Source organism: Streptomyces sp. ALB3 (genome assembly GCF_044385685.1).
GTDB lineage: Bacteria > Actinomycetota > Actinomycetes > Streptomycetales > Streptomycetaceae > Streptomyces.
Genome location: NZ_JBISCE010000008.1, coordinates 419,129 through 435,320 on the forward strand (window position 1 = coordinate 419,129; position 16,192 = coordinate 435,320).

Below are 16,192 nucleotides of genomic sequence, written 5' to 3' on the forward strand. Positions count from 1 at the left end.
GGGTCCGCGCGCCCCCGGGGATCCGGAAGCAGGCGTGAGCCCCGGCTCCCGCACGGACGCCCGTCAGCAGGTGTGCTCCTGACGGGCGTGGCGACCGGACAGCGCGGCCCCCGCCGGTGTCCCCTGCCCTCCGGGCAGGGGACACCGGCGCGTTCACGCCTTCACGAGGTCCACCGGCTGCCGCTGCACCGGGATCTCGCGCTGCAGCCGCTCGCCCTCGATGTCCAGGTCGGGCAGGGCCCGGTCCACAGGGCGGGGCAGCCACCAGGCGGCGCGTCCCAGAAGGTGCATGACGGCCGGCACGAGGGCCATGCGGACGACGAAGGCGTCGATGAGTACGCCGATCGCCAGGGCGAAGCCGATGGACTTGATGATCGGGTCGGACATGAAGACGAATCCGCCGAAGACGGCAGTCATGATCACCGCTGCCGCCGTGACCACGCGTGCGTTGTGCCCGACACCGCTGATGACGGCCTCGCGGGCGTCGGAGCCGTGGACGAAGTCCTCCCGCATCCGCGACACGAGGAAGACCTCGTAGTCCATGGCGAGCCCGAAGAGGATGCCGATCAGGAGGATGGGCAGGAAACTGACCAGCGGTCCGGGTGTGTCGAGGCCGACCAGGTGCGCCAGACGGCCTTCCTGGAAGATCGCGACGGTGATCCCGAAGGTGGCGCCGATGGTCAGCAGGAAGCCCAGGGCCGCCTTGAGCGGTACCAGGACGGACCGGAAGACGAGCATCAGCAGCAGGAAGGAGAGGCCGACCACCAGCAGGAGGTACACCGGCAGGGCGCCCGCGAGCTTCTCGGAGACGTCGATGCCGACCGCGGTGGCGCCGGTCAGTGCGATGGACGCACCGCTGACGTGCTCCACCCTGTCCCGGATCCCGTTGACCGTGTCCTCCGTCGCGGCGGCGGTGGGACCGGTCTCGGGTATCACGGCCAGCAGGGCGGTCGTGCCCTTCTCGTTCATCTGCGGGGCGGCGACGGCCAGTACGCCGTCCGTCTCCTTGATGAGCGCGGCGGTCTTCCCGGCCGCCGCGCTCGTCGCCTGCGCGGTGTCGCCGGACACGACGGCGACCAGCCGGCCGTTGAAGCCCTCACCGAACCCTTCGGTCGTCAGGTCGTAGGCCTCCCGGTTCGGTGACCCGACCGCCTCGGTGCCCGCGTCGGGCAGCGCGAGACGCATGTCCTGCACGGGCAGGGCGAGGGCTCCGAGGCCGACCACCCCGATCACGAGGACGGGGATGCGCAGCCGTGCCACGATCCGGCCCCACCGGAAGCCGAAACCTGCCTCGGTGTCCACGGGAGCGGAGACGGGTGTCCGGTCCCGGCCCCGCTGCTTCCTGGGCAGGACACGGGTGCCCGCGAAGCCGAGGACGGCGGGCAGCAGCGTGAGGGAGACCAGCACGGCGAGAGCGACCGTGGCCGCGGCGGCCAGGCCCATGACCGTCAGGAAGGGCACACCGGCGACGGCGAGACCGGCCAGCGCGATGACGACGGTGGCGCCGGCGAAGACGACGGCCGAACCGGCGGTCCCCGCCGCCCTGCCGGCTGCCTCCTCGCCCTCCATGCCCTCCAGGAGGTAGTGGCGGTAACGGGAGGTGATGAACAGGGCGTAGTCGATGCCGACGGCCAGGCCCAGCATGAGCGCCAGGATGGGTGCTGTGCTGGTCAGTTCGATGGTGCTGCTCAGGGCGAACAGCCCGGCCATCCCTGCCCCCACGCCGACCAGGGCGTTCAGCAGGGTCATGCCCGCCGCGACCAGCGAACCGAAGGTGAGGACGAGTACGAGGGCGGCGACCGCGACACCGATGATCTCGGTGGAACCGACCTCCGGGACGCCCCGCATGATCTCGCCGCCGTGCTCGACGCGCAGATCCGGGACGGACGCACCCGCCTCCCTGAACGCCTCGCGCTGCGCGTCTGTGATGCCGTCGACGCCCGAGTCGAACTGCACCTGGATCAGGGCGTGGCGGCCGTCCGGCGACACCGCCTTCGAGACGAAGGGGTCGACGGCGGCGAGGACGCCGGGAACCCCGGCGGCCTCCTTGATCACGGGGGCCACCGCCGGGGGCGTGAGCTTCCCGCCCTCGGGCGCGGCGACGACGATGGTGCCCGTCGCACCGCTCGCCTGCGGGAACTCCCGGGCGAGCGAGTCCAGGGCCTTCTGCGACTCGGTGCCCGGTATGGAGAACTTGCTGGTGGTGGGCCCGCTGAAGGCCGCCGCGCCCCCTCCGAGCAGGGCGAGCAGCAGGAGCCAGAGGGCGACGACGCGCCCTCGTCGACGGAAGGACAGCCGGCCGAGCCGGTACAGGAGGATTGCCATGCGGAAGAGGCGTCTTTCTCTTTGATCTGGACGACTTCTGTCAGCCGGTCCGATGTCCGAGGGTCCTCAGTGCCCCCTGGACCAGTTCGGCGCGCATCGTGCCGGGTTCGGCATCCACGTCGGCGGCCACCGTGACGGCCACGCCCCCGATCACCATCTGCGCCCGGACGCGGGCGCGCGGCTCGTCCGAACGCCCTGACAGGGCCGCCGCGAGCTGGTCGACCGCACGGGGGATGACGGCGAGCACCGGATGACCGAGCATGTCGGGCAGTTCAGCGAAGATGATCTTCACTTCCCGGCGGAAGCGCATCGCGAGGCCGACGTAGCCCGTGACGGCCGCTTCGACGGCCTGGTCGCCCCGCAGCGACGCGAGCTCCTCGCCCATGGCGTAGAGGCTCTCCGCGGGGGGTGTCAGCAGTTCGGTGAGGATCGCGTCCTTGCCGGCGAAGTGGTAGAGCAGGGACGCCTTGGAGCACTGCGCTCCGGCCGCGATGTCCTGGAGCGAGGTCCCCTTGAAGCCGTGCTCGGCGAAGAGCCGCAGCGCTGAATCGAGGATCTGACGGCGCATCGCGGAGGGCGGACGTGGCATGGAGCCACCGTAGCTGACCGATCGGTCAGCTCTGACCGATCGGTCAGAGCCGGGGGGTGACGCGCGCCACTCACGGACCGTCGCACCGTCGTGTGGGCGGGGATCCGGCCGGTGCGCGCGCCGTCGTCAAGGGTGAGGGCCCTCCGTTCCGGCTGGAGGGCGCTGTCCGAGCGCGGGCGGGGCACCGGCCCCGGCCGTCGGTCAGAGGGCGACACCCTCCCGGACCACCCGTACCGGCCGCTTCAGCACCGTCGGCGACCTCCCGCTCGACGAGGCGGGAGCCCTGGGCGTAGCGCCTGTCGACGATGCGCTGGAGGACGGCCTCACGTGCCCGCGCGCTGAGCGGGGCCGGTGCGGCGGTTCCCGGGGCCGACGCGTGTGAGCCACTCTCGCGGAGCGCCGGCCCGCTCCCGCTTCCGTCCGCCACCGTTACCGCCTTCGCCCGTCCTCCGCCCGGTGTGCCGCGGGCGCGCCCGGCGAAGGATGGAGCAGTCAGTCCTCGTCCGACCCGGAATCCGCCGTCGCCTCGGCCCGCAGCAGCGGGTGCGCCACCCCGGGGAACACCCTGGCCCGCACGACCTCCTCGGCCGCACCGCCCTGGACCACGGTCTCGGCGACGCCCCAGGGACGCCCGGCCAGGTGGACGGTCAGGGTGTACGAGGACGCACAGCCCATGCACTCGTAGCGGTCGGCCCAGACCTCCACGTCCGTGACACTGCCCGGGTAGCGCTTCACGTGCCGGTGCCGGGCGTGACAGTGGCCGCACGTCTCGCCCGGCTCACACGTGCCGCCGCACGGACACGGCACGTCCAGCGACTCCGCGGGCCGCCAGCGCTGGACGAGCAGGGCCTCGCGGGTCGCGCCCATGTCCTTCATCGCCTTCAGATTCCGTGCGGCGACGTTGTAGGACTCGCCGGTCGCGGCCATCCGGTCCCGGATGACGTCCTTGCGTCCGCGGTTCGTCGTCATGTGTTCCTCCTGGGTGTACGCAGCCCGCCAGGAGGCCCACGAAATCGTCCTCCCTACGGTACCTGCCGCTCCGCACACCCGGAGCGCCCCCGGGACCCCGCCGCCGGTTCGGACGGCCGTACGGCGGGGCAGGACGACGAGGACAGCCGCGAGCGACGCACCACCTGGGTAAGGGAGCACACGATGGCAACGCCTCTGTCCGCCGACAGACTGCTCAGGGCCCTGCGTGAGGAGGGTCTGCACGTCGTCGAGCACCGGAGCTGGCGCACGCACAACCGCAACCACAAGGGCGCGTGGGGACCCGTGCACGGCGTGATGATCCACCACACCGTGACCTCGGGCACCCAGAGGTCCGTGGACCTCTGCTACGACGGCTACTCCGGTCTGCCCGGCCCCCTGTGCCACGGAGTGATCGCCAAGGACGGCTCGGTCCACATGGTCGGCCACGGCCGGGCCAACCACGCCGGTTCCGGCGACGACGACGTACTGCGCGCGGTGATCAACGAAACGGCCCTGCCCGCCGACAACGAGGCCAACACCGACGGCAACCGGTCCTTCTACGGCTTCGAGTGCGTCAACCTGGGCGACGGCAGGGACCCCTGGCCCGCCGCCCAGCTGGAGGCCATCGAGAAGGCGGCCGCCGCGGTCTGCCGGGCCCATGGCTGGAACCGCCGGTCGGTGATCGGCCACCTGGAGTGGCAGCCGGGAAAGATCGACCCCCGCGGGTTCACGATGGACTCCATGCGGGCCAGGGTCGGGACACGTCTCGCCGGAAGGCCGGACGGCCCGCCCGCCCCCACGCCCCCGGCGAAGTACGAGCCGTTCCCGGGAGCGGCGTACTTCCGCCTCGGGCGGCGCAGCGCCGTCATCACCGCCATGGGCAGGAGACTGGTGTCCGAGGGCTGCGGACGGTACGAGGTCGGCCCGGGCCCCGAGTGGTCGGAGGCGGACCGCAAGTCGTACGCCGCGTGGCAGCGCAAGCTGGGCTACTCGGGGAGCGGCGCCGACGGTATCCCGGGCAAGGCCAGCTGGGACAGACTCAGGGTCCCCAACGTCTGATCCCACCGCGCGGCGGCCGGTGCGGCGGCCCTCCTGTCGGGGGCCGTCGCACCGGGCTGGCCGTGCGTCCGGACCCGTCCCGTGGTCACCCCCGGCGCACCCGTCCCACGATCCTTCTGCCGAGTCGCCCGATCGACCGGGACGGCCGGTTCCACGCACGGAACGCGTCCAGGGTCCGACTGCTTCCCTCGTGTTCCACGGCCCGCTCCACGGCGGCCAGCGCCTCGGGGGACAGGGCGCGGACCACGGGGCGCAGCACCTCCTCCAGCAGGGCGGTGCGGGTCCGGGTCCAGTCGTCGCCCGCGTGCGGGTGCGCGTTCCACACCGTGAAGCAGTCCGCCACGTACACGGGATCCGCCCGCAGCAGTGACACGACGGCATCGCGGCGGGCGGCCCCGCCGTACGCGGCGATCAGCCCCTCGTCCCCGCTGTGGACGAACGCGTACAGCTCCTCGCCGGGCCGGCCGGGAGCGAGTAGCCGCTCGGCCAGGGCGCCGAGAGCGTGCTCCAGGGCCGGGGACGCGGCGGGCCCGGCCCGGCCACGCAGTGCCCGGGCGCGGTCCGTCCAGCCGGGTTCCCCCGTCCCGGCGCGCATGTCGCGCGCGAAGTCCAGCAGCAGGAGGCAGGCGCGTGTCCGGCCGTCGAGTTCCTGCGGGAAGCCGCGCAGCAGATCGTGGGCGAGCTCGGGGGCGTCCTCGTCGTCGAAGGGCGCGGCGAGCGCGGCGTCGGCCAGCCGCGACCAGGTGCCGGCCGCCCGGTGCGCGTCGGACGTGGTCTCGCCCAGCAGCGACCTCGCCTCACCCGCCGTCGGCGTGTCCTCGCCCCACACCAGGCCGACAGCGGTCCGCAGCACCAGTGGCTCGGCGAACGGGGACATGCCCGCCGCGCGCAGCACCGTGTGCAGGACCTCCATCCGGTCCGCGCCCCGCGCCTTGGCGCCGGGTGCCTCCGCGCACATCCGCAGGTGCGGAAGAGCCTGCGTCCCGGTGAACGGCAGAGCCACCCGCGTCAGCAGCCGTTCCGTACCGGCGGGGTGGTCCGGGGCTATCCGGTCCAGCTCGCCCAGGAGCGCCGTACGCACGTCGAACTGTTCGTCGAGCAGATCAGGCAACGCGCGGCACGTGCCCGCCCCGGGGTCGTCGAGCAGTGCGCGGGCGAGCCGGCCCACCACGCCGGGAAGCAGCTCCTCGCGGTCGACGCCGAGCAGCCGGGCGATGCGCAGCAACTGCACCGTCCGCGCGACACCCCTGGAGACCCCGGCGGCGAGCTCGGCCAGGAGCTCGTCCCCGAGCTCCTCCACCAGCGCGGTGAGCGCCCGTTCCCCGGCGGGTCCGTCGAACGCCGAACGCGCGGGCGGCTCCAGGGCGACGTCGCCGCCGCGTACCGCCTCCGTCACCAGCAGCGCCGCCAGCGGTGCGGTGACGGAGGCGGGGCAGCGGCCGTCGAGAGCCGTCAGCAGCCGGAGCGCGGCGGCGCACTCCGCGCTGGTGCGGTCGTCGGAGGGCGCGGTCAGCGCGTCGGCCAGCTGACCGGTGCCCTTCTCGTCCAGCGCGTAGGGCCGCTCGGCCGCCCAGTCGGCCGCCGCGGCCCGCTCGGCGGAACCGAGCGCGATGCCGGCGCCGAGCGCGGTGACGGCGAGGGGCCCGGCGGCGAAGGGCTCGCCGGGCAGGTCCGCCGCCTCCCGGAAGAGCTGGGGTGACCGGCTGCGCCAGATCCGGGCGGCCGTCCCCGCCCACGCGTCGTCCACGGCGCCGGACGGGCGCGGACCCGTCGCGGCGTGCACGCGGAAGCGGGGATCGCGGGCGTCGGGCGCGTCCTCGGGAAGGACACCGACGACCTGGTGCGGGGTACGCCCGGGATGCCTGGTGTAGGTGGTGAAGGTCAGCCGCTCGGCGTGCTCCGGGGGCAGCACGGCGCACGCCAGCGCGACCCAGCGCGCCACGTCCGCGCTCTGCCGCTCCACGAGCACGACCGGCGGCGCGGACGGGTCCTCACACACCCGGCGGAGGTCGCTGAGCACGGCGGCGAGCCACGGACTGCGGGACACCGCGAAGTCACCGAGACTCTCCCGGCTGAACGCCCGGGAGGGGCCGGGCGCGGCCGGCATCGAGGTCAGGGGATCGGGCGGCATGCGGTCCGGTGTCGCGGAGAGCCAACCCGCCGCCCCCCACGCGGCGACGGGCAGGATCCGGCCGGGTATCGGCACACCGGGCGGAAGGTGGACCGCGTGGGCGTGGAATCCGCCCGCGCCCGTGGCCACCGTACGGCTGAGGAGATGACTGCCGTCGGAGAGCGCGACGTGTCCGAACGCCACGGGCAGCGCGCGGAGCCGGTCGTCGGAGAGCCGCTCAGGAGTGCCCGCCGGTGCCTCGTACGCCAGGAGCGGTGCGGCCTCGGCGCGCACCGGTCCGGGTATCGAGGAGGTGGCGGCGGTGAACCGGCCGCCGGTCTCCCCGTCGCCGGCCGCGGCGGAGGTGTAGTGCAACTGCGGGAGGCTCATCTGTAGGCCCTCATCGTCCCTGCCACGTGCGTCCCCGTCACGCGCACCGGCCGCCGCTCGCCGCCCTGTCGGTGCGGCCCGGCCCGGCGGAGCGACGACCCCGGCGGGGAGCTTTCCGCAGTCGTGCGGGCGACGCTATCAAGCCCTGACTGCCCGTCGGTCCGCACGGCGGGCGAGGAGGCTCTACGTTGACCCCATGACCGAAGTGACGCTTTCCGCGGGAGTGGTGGAGTACGAGGACACGGGCGGCGACGGGCCCGTGGTGGTCCTCCTGCACGGCGTGGCGATGAACGGTTCCCTGTGGCGCGACGTCGTGACCGGGCTGCGCTCCGACTACCGGTGCGTCGTGCCCACACTGCCGCTGGGATCCCACCGCAGGCCGATGCGTCCCGACGCCGATCTGACGGTTCTCGGAGTCGCCCACCTGGTCGCGGAGTTCCTGGACGAGCTGGACCTCCGGGACGTCACCCTGGTGATGAGCGACTGGGGCGGGGCCCAGGCCCTCGTCGCGGAGGGCCGTGACCAGCGGATCGGCAGGCTGGTGATCACGTCCTGCGAGGCGTTCGACAACTATCCGCCGGGCCTTCCCGGCCGAAATCTGGCCGTCGCGGCGAGAATGCCCGGTGGGCTGCGGCTCGCCTTCACCCTGCTGAAGCTGAAGCCCCTGCGCAGACTTCCCCTGACCTGGGGGTGGATGAGCAAGCGGCCGGTCCCGCACGACGTCATGGACGAGTGGTTCCGGCCGTTGTGGACCTCCGCCGCGATCCGGCGGGACCTGAGGGCGTACGTGCTCGGGGTACCGCCCGGGGACGAGCTCCTGGCGTGGGCCGAAGCGCTGCGCACGTTCGACCGGCCCGCGCTCGTCGTCTGGGCGGCCGAGGACAGGGTCATGCCGCCCGCCCACGGCCGTCGCCTGGCGGAGATGCTGCCCCAGGGCCGGCTGGTCGAGATCACCGACAGCTACACCCTCATCCCCGAGGACCAGCCGCAGCGGCTGTGCGAGGCCGTCAGGGCGTTCGTGCCGCTCTCCTGAACGCGGACCGGCCGGGCGCGGGGCGCGCTTCCACACGCTCCCGCACCCGGCCGGGCGCCCCCTGACGAGGGCTCAGCTCTCCACGGCCTCGCGACGGCCGCGCATCCCGAACCCTGCCAGCAGGGCGCCGGCGGCACACAGGACCGCGGTGACGACCACGGCGGAGTGCACCCCGTTCATGAACGCGTTCCCGCTGCCCTCGATCACCGCCTCCCTCAGCTGCGCGGGCATGCCGGCCGACACGGGCGAGATCCCCATGGCCACCGCGTCCTCGGCGCCCCCGAAGCCGGCCGCCGCGTCCGCGGGGACCCCGGCGGAGGCCAGTTCACCGGTGAGGGTGGAGCCCACCTTGCCGCTGATCAGGGAGACCAGCACGGACGTGCCGAGCGCTCCGCCGATCTGCAGCGAGGTGGCCTGGAGGCCGCCCGCGACACCGCCGTCCTTCCTGGGGGCGTTGCCGACGATGGCGTCGGAGGACGCGGACATCACCATGCCGACGCCCAGTCCGATGGCGAGGAAGGGAGGCCACATCGCGGCGTACGGGGAACCGGCGTCCCAGGTGAGCATCCACAAGGAGGCCACCGCCTGGAGCACCATGCCGACGGGCATCGTCAGCCGGGGGCCGAAACGCTGGGTCAGGGCGGCGCCCAGCGGCGACGCGGCCACGGTGGCCAGGCTGAGCGGCAGGGTGCGGACACCGGCCTCGACGGGCGTGAAGCCGCGCACGTTCTGCAGGTACAGCATGACGAAGAAGATGACACCGAGCATCACGAAGAAGTTGATCGCGGTGACGATCGTGCCGATGGTCAGTGACCGGTTGCGGAAGAGGCGCATCGGCAGCAACGGGTGCTCCTGACGCGTCTCGTACCAGCAGAAGAGGGCCAGCACCGCGAGGCCCGCGCCGATCGCTCCCAGCGTTCCGGCGGAGGTCCACCCCCATGTCTCCCCCTTGACCACGCCGAAGATCAGGGCGACCAGGCCGATGGAGAGCAGCAGCACGCCGGGTACGTCGAAGCGGTGGTTCCCCGTCGAGTCCTTGCTGTGCGGAAGGACGAACAGGCTGAAGACCAGCGCGAAGACGCCGATGGGGGCGTTGATGTAGAAGACCGACTCCCAGTTGACGTGCTCGATGAGCAGACCGCCGACGATCGGGCCGAGGGCGGTGGAGCAGGACGCCACCATGGCCCACAGCCCCACGGCCATACCGAACTTGCGGGGCGGGAACACCGCACGCAGGAGACCGAGTGTGTTGGGGATCAGCAGGGCGCCGAAGAGGCCCTGCACGGCACGGAAGGCGATGACGCCCTCGATCGAACCGGAGAGGGCGATCGCGACCGACGCCAGGGTGAAGCCTACGGTGCCGACCATGTAGACGGTGTGCCGCCCGAGACGGTCACCGAGCTTGCCGCCGAGGATCAGCAGGGCGGCCATGGCGATCAGATACGCGTTGGTGACCCACTGCAGGTCGGCGGTGGACGCGTCGAGGTCCCGGCCGATCTCCGGATTGGCGATCGCGACGACCGAGCCGTCGAGGTTGACCATGAACAGGCCGATCGCGACGGCGATCAGCGTCAGCCAGGGATTGCTACGCCTGCTCCGGGCCGCGTCGGGCGGACGGCTCGCGGGCAGGGAGGAGGTGTCCACGGTGGTGGAGGACATGCGGAAGCCTTGTCTGTGGAACGTCGGAATGACGAGAGGACGTGCCCCGGCCGCGACGGCCGTGCCGCAGCCGGCCGGCACGCGCCGGTTCCCCGTCGCGCTCGCGGGGTCAGCCGTGCGGAAGTGTCCGGCGACAGCGGGTGGTGAACGCGGAGGTCAGCCGGCGGGGGAGTGGAGGCGCCGGTTCAGGGACCTCAGCGCGCCCAGGGCCGCACCGAGAGCGTCGAGCTCTCCCTCGGTGAGCGTGTGCAGCGCGCCCGTCAGATGGGCTTCCTTGATCGTCCGCGCTTCGGCGAGCCGTTCCCGGGCCGTGGCCGTCGGGTACAGATGGGCGACGCGCTTGTCGGCGGCGTCCTGCCTGCGCTCCAGCAGGCCGAGCTCGGTGAGCTGGGAGACGAGGGCGCTTACGTTGTTCGGCTTCATGAGCAGCGCATCGGCCGCCTCGCGGACGGTGACCCCCTCCCGCTCCTCGACGAGGAAGAGCAGCGCCAACTGTCCGTCAGGGAGCCGGGGATGCGGGAACGAGTGGGCCACCTGCCGCTCCAGACCCCGGTGCAGCGCGGGCAGGGACGCCACGAGCGCGGACGCTACGTGGGCGATGTCCTGGACGGGCGCGGTGGGATCGGGCACGTCCCCAGCATAAGTACGAGGTAATAGCTATGTCAACATACTCAAATGTCCCGTGATCACCGGGCGTTTCGTGAGTGGTATATGTGCGGGTGGAGAGACCCGAGGCGCCGCGAAGGCGGTCGAGAGAAGGACCGATGGACAAGCCGACGCACCTGATCGAGTTCGAGACGATGCTGCTCGGCCGGCACCTCCAGCCGAGCGCGCCCAGGTCCCGGCGGGGCGGCGGGCACCTCGACCGCAGCGCGTACACCCTGCTGAGCCGGATCCGCATGGAAGGGCCGATGTCGATCGGGCAGCTCAGCGAGGCCTTCGGCCTCGACGCCTCCACCCTGAACAGGCAGACCGCAGCCATGCTCCGGGCCGGTCTGGTCGAACGCATCCCGGATCCCGACGGGGGCATCGCCCGCAAGTTCCGCATCACCGGTGCGGGTGAACACAGCCTCGACGCGGAGCGCGCGGAGAACATCAGCGGCCTGGAGCGGGTCATGGCCGACTGGTCACCCGACGAGGTCCGCGACTTCGCCGCGTACCTCAAGCGCCTCAACAGCGACATCGAGGCCCTCGACGGACGGCCCTGGCCCCGCCCCTGAGCCGGGCGCGCGGATCCCCGGGGCGTGCACCGGCGGGACCGCGAGAGGGACGGGGCGGCCGTGCGGGACGGCGGACCCGCCCCGGGTCACGGCGCGTACCGGAGCGGGCGGCGGACCTGTGCCGTGTCCGGCGGGGCCTGAAGCGGATCTACGGCTGCGCTTAAGAAATCCTCGATGGACCTGGAGGCCCGGGTACGGCACATTTCTCGGTGGCGGCAGAGAGCGCGGTGACAGGCGTCACGCCCTGTCCCGTCCGCCGTATCCCCCCGCCGTCCCGGGCCGCAGGCCGTCTCCGGCATGCCCCCTGCCCGGGTCATCCGCACGTACCAGCTACAGGGAGCCGCAGCCGTGAAGGCACTCGTGAAGCACAAGGCCGAGCCGGGACTGTGGCTGATGGACGTACCGGAGCCGGAGACCGGCCCCGGGGACGTCCTGATCAAGGTGCTGCGCACCGGGATCTGCGGCACCGACCTGCACATCCGCGCCTACGACGGCTGGGCCCGGCAGGCGGTGCGCACCCCGCTCGTCCTGGGCCACGAGTTCGTCGGGGAGGTCGCCGCGATCGGTGCGGACGTCGTCGACATCAAGACCGGCGACCTGGTCAGCGGCGAAGGGCACCTGGTCTGCGGGAAGTGCCGCAACTGTCTCGCCGGGCGGCGGCACCTGTGCCGCTCCACGCTGGGACTCGGGGTCGGCCGGGACGGGGCGTTCGCCGAGTACCTGGCGCTGCCCGCGTCGAACGTCTGGGTCCACCGGGAGAAGGTCGACCTCGACATCGCCGCGATCTTCGACCCGTTCGGCAACGCCGTGCACACCGCGCTGTCCTTCCCGCTGGTCGGCGAGGACGTGCTGATCACCGGCGCGGGCCCGATCGGGATCATGGCCGCCGCGGTGGCCCGCCACGCGGGAGCGCGCAACGTGGTCATCACCGACGTGAGCGAGGCCCGGCTCGAACTGGCCAGGAAGGTCGGGGTGGACCTCGCCCTGAACGTCGGCGGCGCGACCGTCGCCGACGGTCAGCGCGCTCTCGGACTGCGTGAGGGCTTCGACATCGGCCTGGAGATGTCCGGACGCCCCGAGGCCATGCAGGACATGATCGCGAACATGACGCACGGCGGCCGTATCGCCATGCTCGGACTGCCGTCCGCCGAATTCCCCGTCGACTGGTCCCGGATCGTCACCTCCATGCTCACGATCAAGGGCATCTACGGCCGCGAGATGTACGAGACCTGGTACGCGATGTCCGTACTCCTCGAGGGCGGGCTCGACCTCTCGCCGGTGATCACCGGCCGGTACGGCTACCGCGACTTCGAGGCGGCGTTCGACGACGCCGCAAGCGGTCTCGGCGGCAAGGTCCTGCTCGACTGGGCCGCCTGAAGCTCCTCGTACGCACCCGTATCCAGCTGGGAGACACCCTTCATGTTCGACTCCGTACGCGACGACCTGCGCACCACCCTGGACGAGATCCGCGACGCCGGACTCGAGAAGCCCGAGCGGGTCATCGCCACCCCGCAGTCCGCCACCGTCGCCGTCACCTCGACGGCGGGTGAGGTGCTCAACTTCTGCGCCAACAACTACCTGGGCCTCGCCGACCACCCCGAGGTCGTCGCCGCCGCCCACGAGGCGCTGGACCGCTGGGGCTACGGGCTCGCCTCCGTCCGCTTCATCTGCGGCACCCAGGAGGTGCACAAAGAGCTGGAACAGCGGCTCTCCACCTTCCTCGGGCAGGAGGACACGATCCTCTACTCCTCCTGCTTCGACGCCAACGGCGGAGTCTTCGAGACCCTCCTGGGCCCCGAGGACGCGGTGATCTCCGACGCCCTCAACCACGCCTCCATCATCGACGGCATCCGCCTCTCCAAGGCGAAGCGCCACCGCTACGCGAACCGCGACATGGCCGACCTCGAGCAGCAGCTCAAGGAGGCCTCCGGGGCGCGGCGCAAGCTCGTCGTCACCGACGGCGTCTTCTCCATGGACGGCTACGTCGCCCCGCTGGCCGAGATCTGCGACCTCGCCGACCGCTACGGCGCCATGGTCATGGTCGACGACTCCCACGCCGTCGGCTTCGTCGGCCCCGGCGGGCGCGGCACACCCGAGCTGCACGGGGTCATGGACCGCGTCGACATCATCACCGGCACCCTCGGCAAGGCACTGGGCGGCGCCTCCGGCGGTTACGTCGCCGCCCGGGCCGAGATCGTCGCGCTGCTGCGCCAGCGCTCGCGCCCGTACCTCTTCTCGAACTCGCTCGCCCCCGTCATCGCCGCCGCCTCCCTCAAGGTCATCGACCTGCTGGAGTCGGCGGGCGACCTGCGCGAGAGGCTCGCGGCCAACACCGCGCGCTTCCGCTCCCGGATGACCGAGGAGGGCTTCGACATCCTGCCCGGCGACCACGCCATCGCCCCCGTGATGATCGGGGACGCGGCGGAGGCGGCCCGGATGGCGGAGCTGCTCCTTGAGCGCGGTGTGTACGTGATCGGGTTCTCCTACCCCGTCGTCCCGCAGGGGGCCGCCCGCATCCGCGTCCAGCTCTCCGCCGCGCACTCCACCGAGGACGTCGACCGCGCCGTGGACGCGTTCGTCGGCGCGCGGGCCGCGCTGTAGGCACGGGCGCGCCCGGCGGGCTGGGACAATGAGCGCATGATCGATGCACGGCGGCTGCGCATCCTCCGTGCCGTGGCCGACCACCGCACGGTGACCGCCGCGGCCGCCGCGCTGTACCTGACGCCCTCGGCGGTCTCCCAGCAGCTCGCCGCCCTGGAGCAGGAGACCGGCCACCGGCTGGTCGAGCGCGGGGCGCGGGGGGCCCGGCTGACCGCCGCGGGGGAGATCCTGCTGACTCACGCCAACGCGGTCCTCGCCCAGCTGGAGCGGGCGGAGGCAGAGCTCGCCGACTACAGCGCGGGGGTCGCGGGGACGGTCACCGTCGCCGCGTTCGCCACCGGGATCGGGCTGGTCCTCGCCCCCGCGATCGCCGAGCTCGCCCGCACCGCGCCCGGGATCCGGGTCCGGGTGCAGGACGCCGAGGGCGACGCGAGCGTGCCGATGGTGCTGGACCGCCAGGTCGATGTGGCGGTCGCCGTCGAGTACCGGGGTGCGCCCGGCGACGACGACCGCAGGCTGACCCGGGTGCCGCTGTACTCCGAGCCCTTCGACGCGGTGCTGCCGGTCGGCCACCGTCTCGCGGACCAGGAGCACGTGGCCGTCGCCGATCTCGCCAAGGACACGTGGATCGGCCCGTACCCCGGCAACCCCTGCCACGACGTGGTGTTCCTGGCCTGCGAGTACGCCGGGTTCGAGCCGTTGCTGGAACACTCGTCGGACGACTTCCACGCCGTGGTCGCCCTGGCCGGGGCCGGTGCCGGGGTGGCCCTGGTGCCCCGGTCGGCGCTGCGCGGCGCCGAGGTCGGCCGGGTCGTCGTGCGACCGGTGGAGGGCGCCGCCCCGACCCGGCGCGTCTTCGCCGCGGTGCGGCAGGGAGCCGAGGGGCACCCACTGATCGAACCGGTCCTGCAAGCGCTGCGGGCGGCGGCCCGGCCGGCGTAGGGCGGGTTCGCGGCAGCACCCGGACCCGGCCTCCCGCGCCGCCGGCAGGGCCGCGCACCCGGAGGCCGACGGCGGTGACGCCCGTCCGGAAGGCCCTCACGCCGGCTGCAACAGGTCCCACCGGTTGCCGTAGAGGTCCTCGAACACCGCCACGGAGCCGTACACCTCGTGCCGCGGCTCCTCCAGGAAGCGGACCCCGGCGGACCGCATCCTCTCGTGGTCGCCCGCGAAGTCCTCCGTGTGGAGGAAGAGGCCCACCCGGCCGCCCGTCTGCGCCCCGACGCTCGCCCGCTGGGCCTCGTCCGCGGCACGTGCCAGCAGCAGCCCCGTGCCGGTGGTGCCCCTGGGCCGTACGACGACCCAGCGGGTGCCGTCTCCCCGGTCCGTGTCCTCCACCAGCTCGAATCCGAGCGCGCCGGTGTAGAAGTCGAGCGCCTCGTCGTAGTCGCGGACGACCAGCGTGACCAGAGCGATGTGCGGCATGGGGATCCTCGTCCTCGGCGTACGGGCACGGCCTGCGTTATACGTAACACTAACGCGTTCGCGGCTCTCCGGGGACAATTCCCGGCATGGACACGAGCGACCTCGCCGCGCTGACCGACCGCGCCCGCACTCTCGCTGCCGGCGGCGGCCGCCGCATCCTCGGCATCGCGGGGGCGCCCGGCGCCGGGAAGTCCACGCTGGCCGCCCGGATCGTCGAAGGGCTGGGAGGCCGCGCGGTCCTCGTCCCGATGGACGGCTTCCACCTGGCCGGCGCGGAGCTGGAGCGCCTCGGGCGGGCGCGACGCAAGGGTGCCCCCGACACCTTCGACGCCGCCGGCTACGCGGCCCTGCTCCGGCGGCTGCGCGCCCCCGAAGGCCCCGACCCCGTGTACGCCCCCGCTTTCGACCGGTCACTGGAGGAGCCGGTCGCCGGATCGGTGTGCGTCCCCGCGGACACCCCGCTCGTCGTGACCGAGGGCAACTACCTGCTCCTGGACGAGGGGCCCTGGGCGCCGGTACGCGGCCTGCTGGACGAGGTGTGGTTCCTGGACACCGATCCCGGGCTCAGGGTGAGCAGGCTCGTGGACCGCCATGTGCGCTTCGGCAAGCCCCGCACCCAGGCCGAGCGCTGGGTCGCCGGCTCCGACGAACGCAACGCCCGGCTGGTCGAGCCGCACCGCGACCGCGCCGACCTCGTCGTACGGTTCGGCTGAGCCGCGCGCCGGCCTCGTCGGGGCGGGCGCGGCGCGTCCCGAATTCCGCTCGCTTCCACCCGTGCGGACGGGCAGGATGCCGAGAGCCGTGCCGCGCCC

The 16,192-nt window shown here is 72.9% G+C and carries 14 protein-coding genes; 7 read left to right on the forward strand and 7 right to left on the reverse strand.

Features of this window, described 5'->3' with window-relative positions; all coding sequences use genetic code 11:
• Positions 1–153: 153 nt before the first annotated feature.
• From ACHFIV_RS08615 to ACHFIV_RS08625, 3 genes are all read right to left on the reverse strand, one after another.
• Positions 154–2,325, reverse strand: coding sequence for an MMPL family transporter (locus ACHFIV_RS08615; RefSeq protein WP_398965245.1), 2,172 nt, complete (start codon positions 2,323–2,325; stop codon positions 154–156).
• A gap of 40 nt (positions 2,326–2,365) precedes the next feature.
• The gene (locus ACHFIV_RS08620) at positions 2,366–2,914 is read right to left on the reverse strand and encodes a TetR/AcrR family transcriptional regulator (protein WP_398965247.1); all 549 of its coding nucleotides are present in this window, start codon (positions 2,912–2,914) and stop codon (positions 2,366–2,368) included.
• 492 nt (positions 2,915–3,406) lie between these two features.
• On the reverse strand, positions 3,407–3,883 hold the full coding sequence (locus ACHFIV_RS08625) for a hypothetical protein (RefSeq protein WP_398965248.1): 477 nt from the start codon (positions 3,881–3,883) through the stop codon (positions 3,407–3,409).
• Between the two features lie 183 nt (positions 3,884–4,066).
• On the opposite strand from ACHFIV_RS08625, the gene ACHFIV_RS08630 reads away from it, so the two are divergent.
• Positions 4,067–4,942, forward strand: a complete 876-nt coding sequence (locus ACHFIV_RS08630; protein ID WP_398965250.1) for a peptidoglycan-binding protein — start codon at positions 4,067–4,069, stop codon at positions 4,940–4,942.
• 85 nt (positions 4,943–5,027) lie between these two features.
• Here ACHFIV_RS08630 and ACHFIV_RS08635 read toward each other — a convergent pair whose 3' ends face one another.
• Positions 5,028–7,442 (reverse strand): GTPase-associated protein 1-related protein, encoded by a 2,415-nt coding sequence (locus tag ACHFIV_RS08635; RefSeq protein ID WP_398965252.1) that lies wholly within the window; start codon positions 7,440–7,442, stop codon positions 5,028–5,030.
• Positions 7,443–7,638: 196 nt separating this feature from the next.
• On the opposite strand from ACHFIV_RS08635, the gene ACHFIV_RS08640 reads away from it, so the two are divergent.
• Positions 7,639–8,475, forward strand: a complete 837-nt coding sequence (locus ACHFIV_RS08640) for an alpha/beta fold hydrolase (protein WP_398965253.1) — start codon at positions 7,639–7,641, stop codon at positions 8,473–8,475.
• 72 nt (positions 8,476–8,547) lie between these two features.
• Here ACHFIV_RS08640 and ACHFIV_RS08645 read toward each other — a convergent pair whose 3' ends face one another.
• Both ACHFIV_RS08645 and ACHFIV_RS08650 read right to left on the reverse strand, forming a co-directional pair.
• Positions 8,548–10,134, reverse strand: coding sequence for a DHA2 family efflux MFS transporter permease subunit (locus tag ACHFIV_RS08645; protein ID WP_398965255.1), 1,587 nt, complete (start codon positions 10,132–10,134; stop codon positions 8,548–8,550).
• Between the two features lie 156 nt (positions 10,135–10,290).
• The gene (locus ACHFIV_RS08650) at positions 10,291–10,764 is read right to left on the reverse strand and encodes a MarR family winged helix-turn-helix transcriptional regulator (RefSeq protein ID WP_398965257.1); all 474 of its coding nucleotides are present in this window, start codon (positions 10,762–10,764) and stop codon (positions 10,291–10,293) included.
• Between the two features lie 134 nt (positions 10,765–10,898).
• On the opposite strand from ACHFIV_RS08650, the gene ACHFIV_RS08655 reads away from it, so the two are divergent.
• The 4 genes from ACHFIV_RS08655 to ACHFIV_RS08670 all read left to right on the forward strand — a co-directional run bounded on the left by ACHFIV_RS08655 (position 10,899) and on the right by ACHFIV_RS08670 (position 14,897).
• Positions 10,899–11,354, forward strand: coding sequence for a MarR family winged helix-turn-helix transcriptional regulator (locus ACHFIV_RS08655; RefSeq protein WP_398965259.1), 456 nt, complete (start codon positions 10,899–10,901; stop codon positions 11,352–11,354).
• Between the two features lie 348 nt (positions 11,355–11,702).
• Positions 11,703–12,731: an L-threonine 3-dehydrogenase gene (gene tdh, locus ACHFIV_RS08660; RefSeq protein WP_398965260.1), complete on the forward strand. Its 1,029-nt coding sequence runs from the start codon at positions 11,703–11,705 to the stop codon at positions 12,729–12,731.
• Between the two features lie 42 nt (positions 12,732–12,773).
• Positions 12,774–13,955, forward strand: a complete 1,182-nt coding sequence (locus tag ACHFIV_RS08665) for a glycine C-acetyltransferase (RefSeq protein WP_398965261.1) — start codon at positions 12,774–12,776, stop codon at positions 13,953–13,955.
• Between the two features lie 36 nt (positions 13,956–13,991).
• Complete coding sequence (locus ACHFIV_RS08670) at positions 13,992–14,897, forward strand: LysR family transcriptional regulator (RefSeq protein WP_398965263.1); 906 nt, start codon at positions 13,992–13,994, stop codon at positions 14,895–14,897.
• A 96-nt stretch (positions 14,898–14,993) separates the two neighbouring features.
• Here the strand turns inward: ACHFIV_RS08670 and ACHFIV_RS08675 are convergent, their stop codons facing one another.
• Positions 14,994–15,380 carry a VOC family protein gene (locus ACHFIV_RS08675; protein WP_398965265.1) on the reverse strand — a complete coding sequence of 129 codons (387 nt, stop codon included), beginning with the start codon at positions 15,378–15,380 and terminating at the stop codon, positions 14,994–14,996.
• Between the two features lie 86 nt (positions 15,381–15,466).
• Here ACHFIV_RS08675 and ACHFIV_RS08680 point away from each other — a divergent pair, with 86 nt between their 5' ends.
• The gene (locus tag ACHFIV_RS08680) at positions 15,467–16,093 is read left to right on the forward strand and encodes a nucleoside/nucleotide kinase family protein (RefSeq protein WP_398965267.1); all 627 of its coding nucleotides are present in this window, start codon (positions 15,467–15,469) and stop codon (positions 16,091–16,093) included.
• The last annotated feature ends 99 nt before the right edge of the window (positions 16,094–16,192 follow it).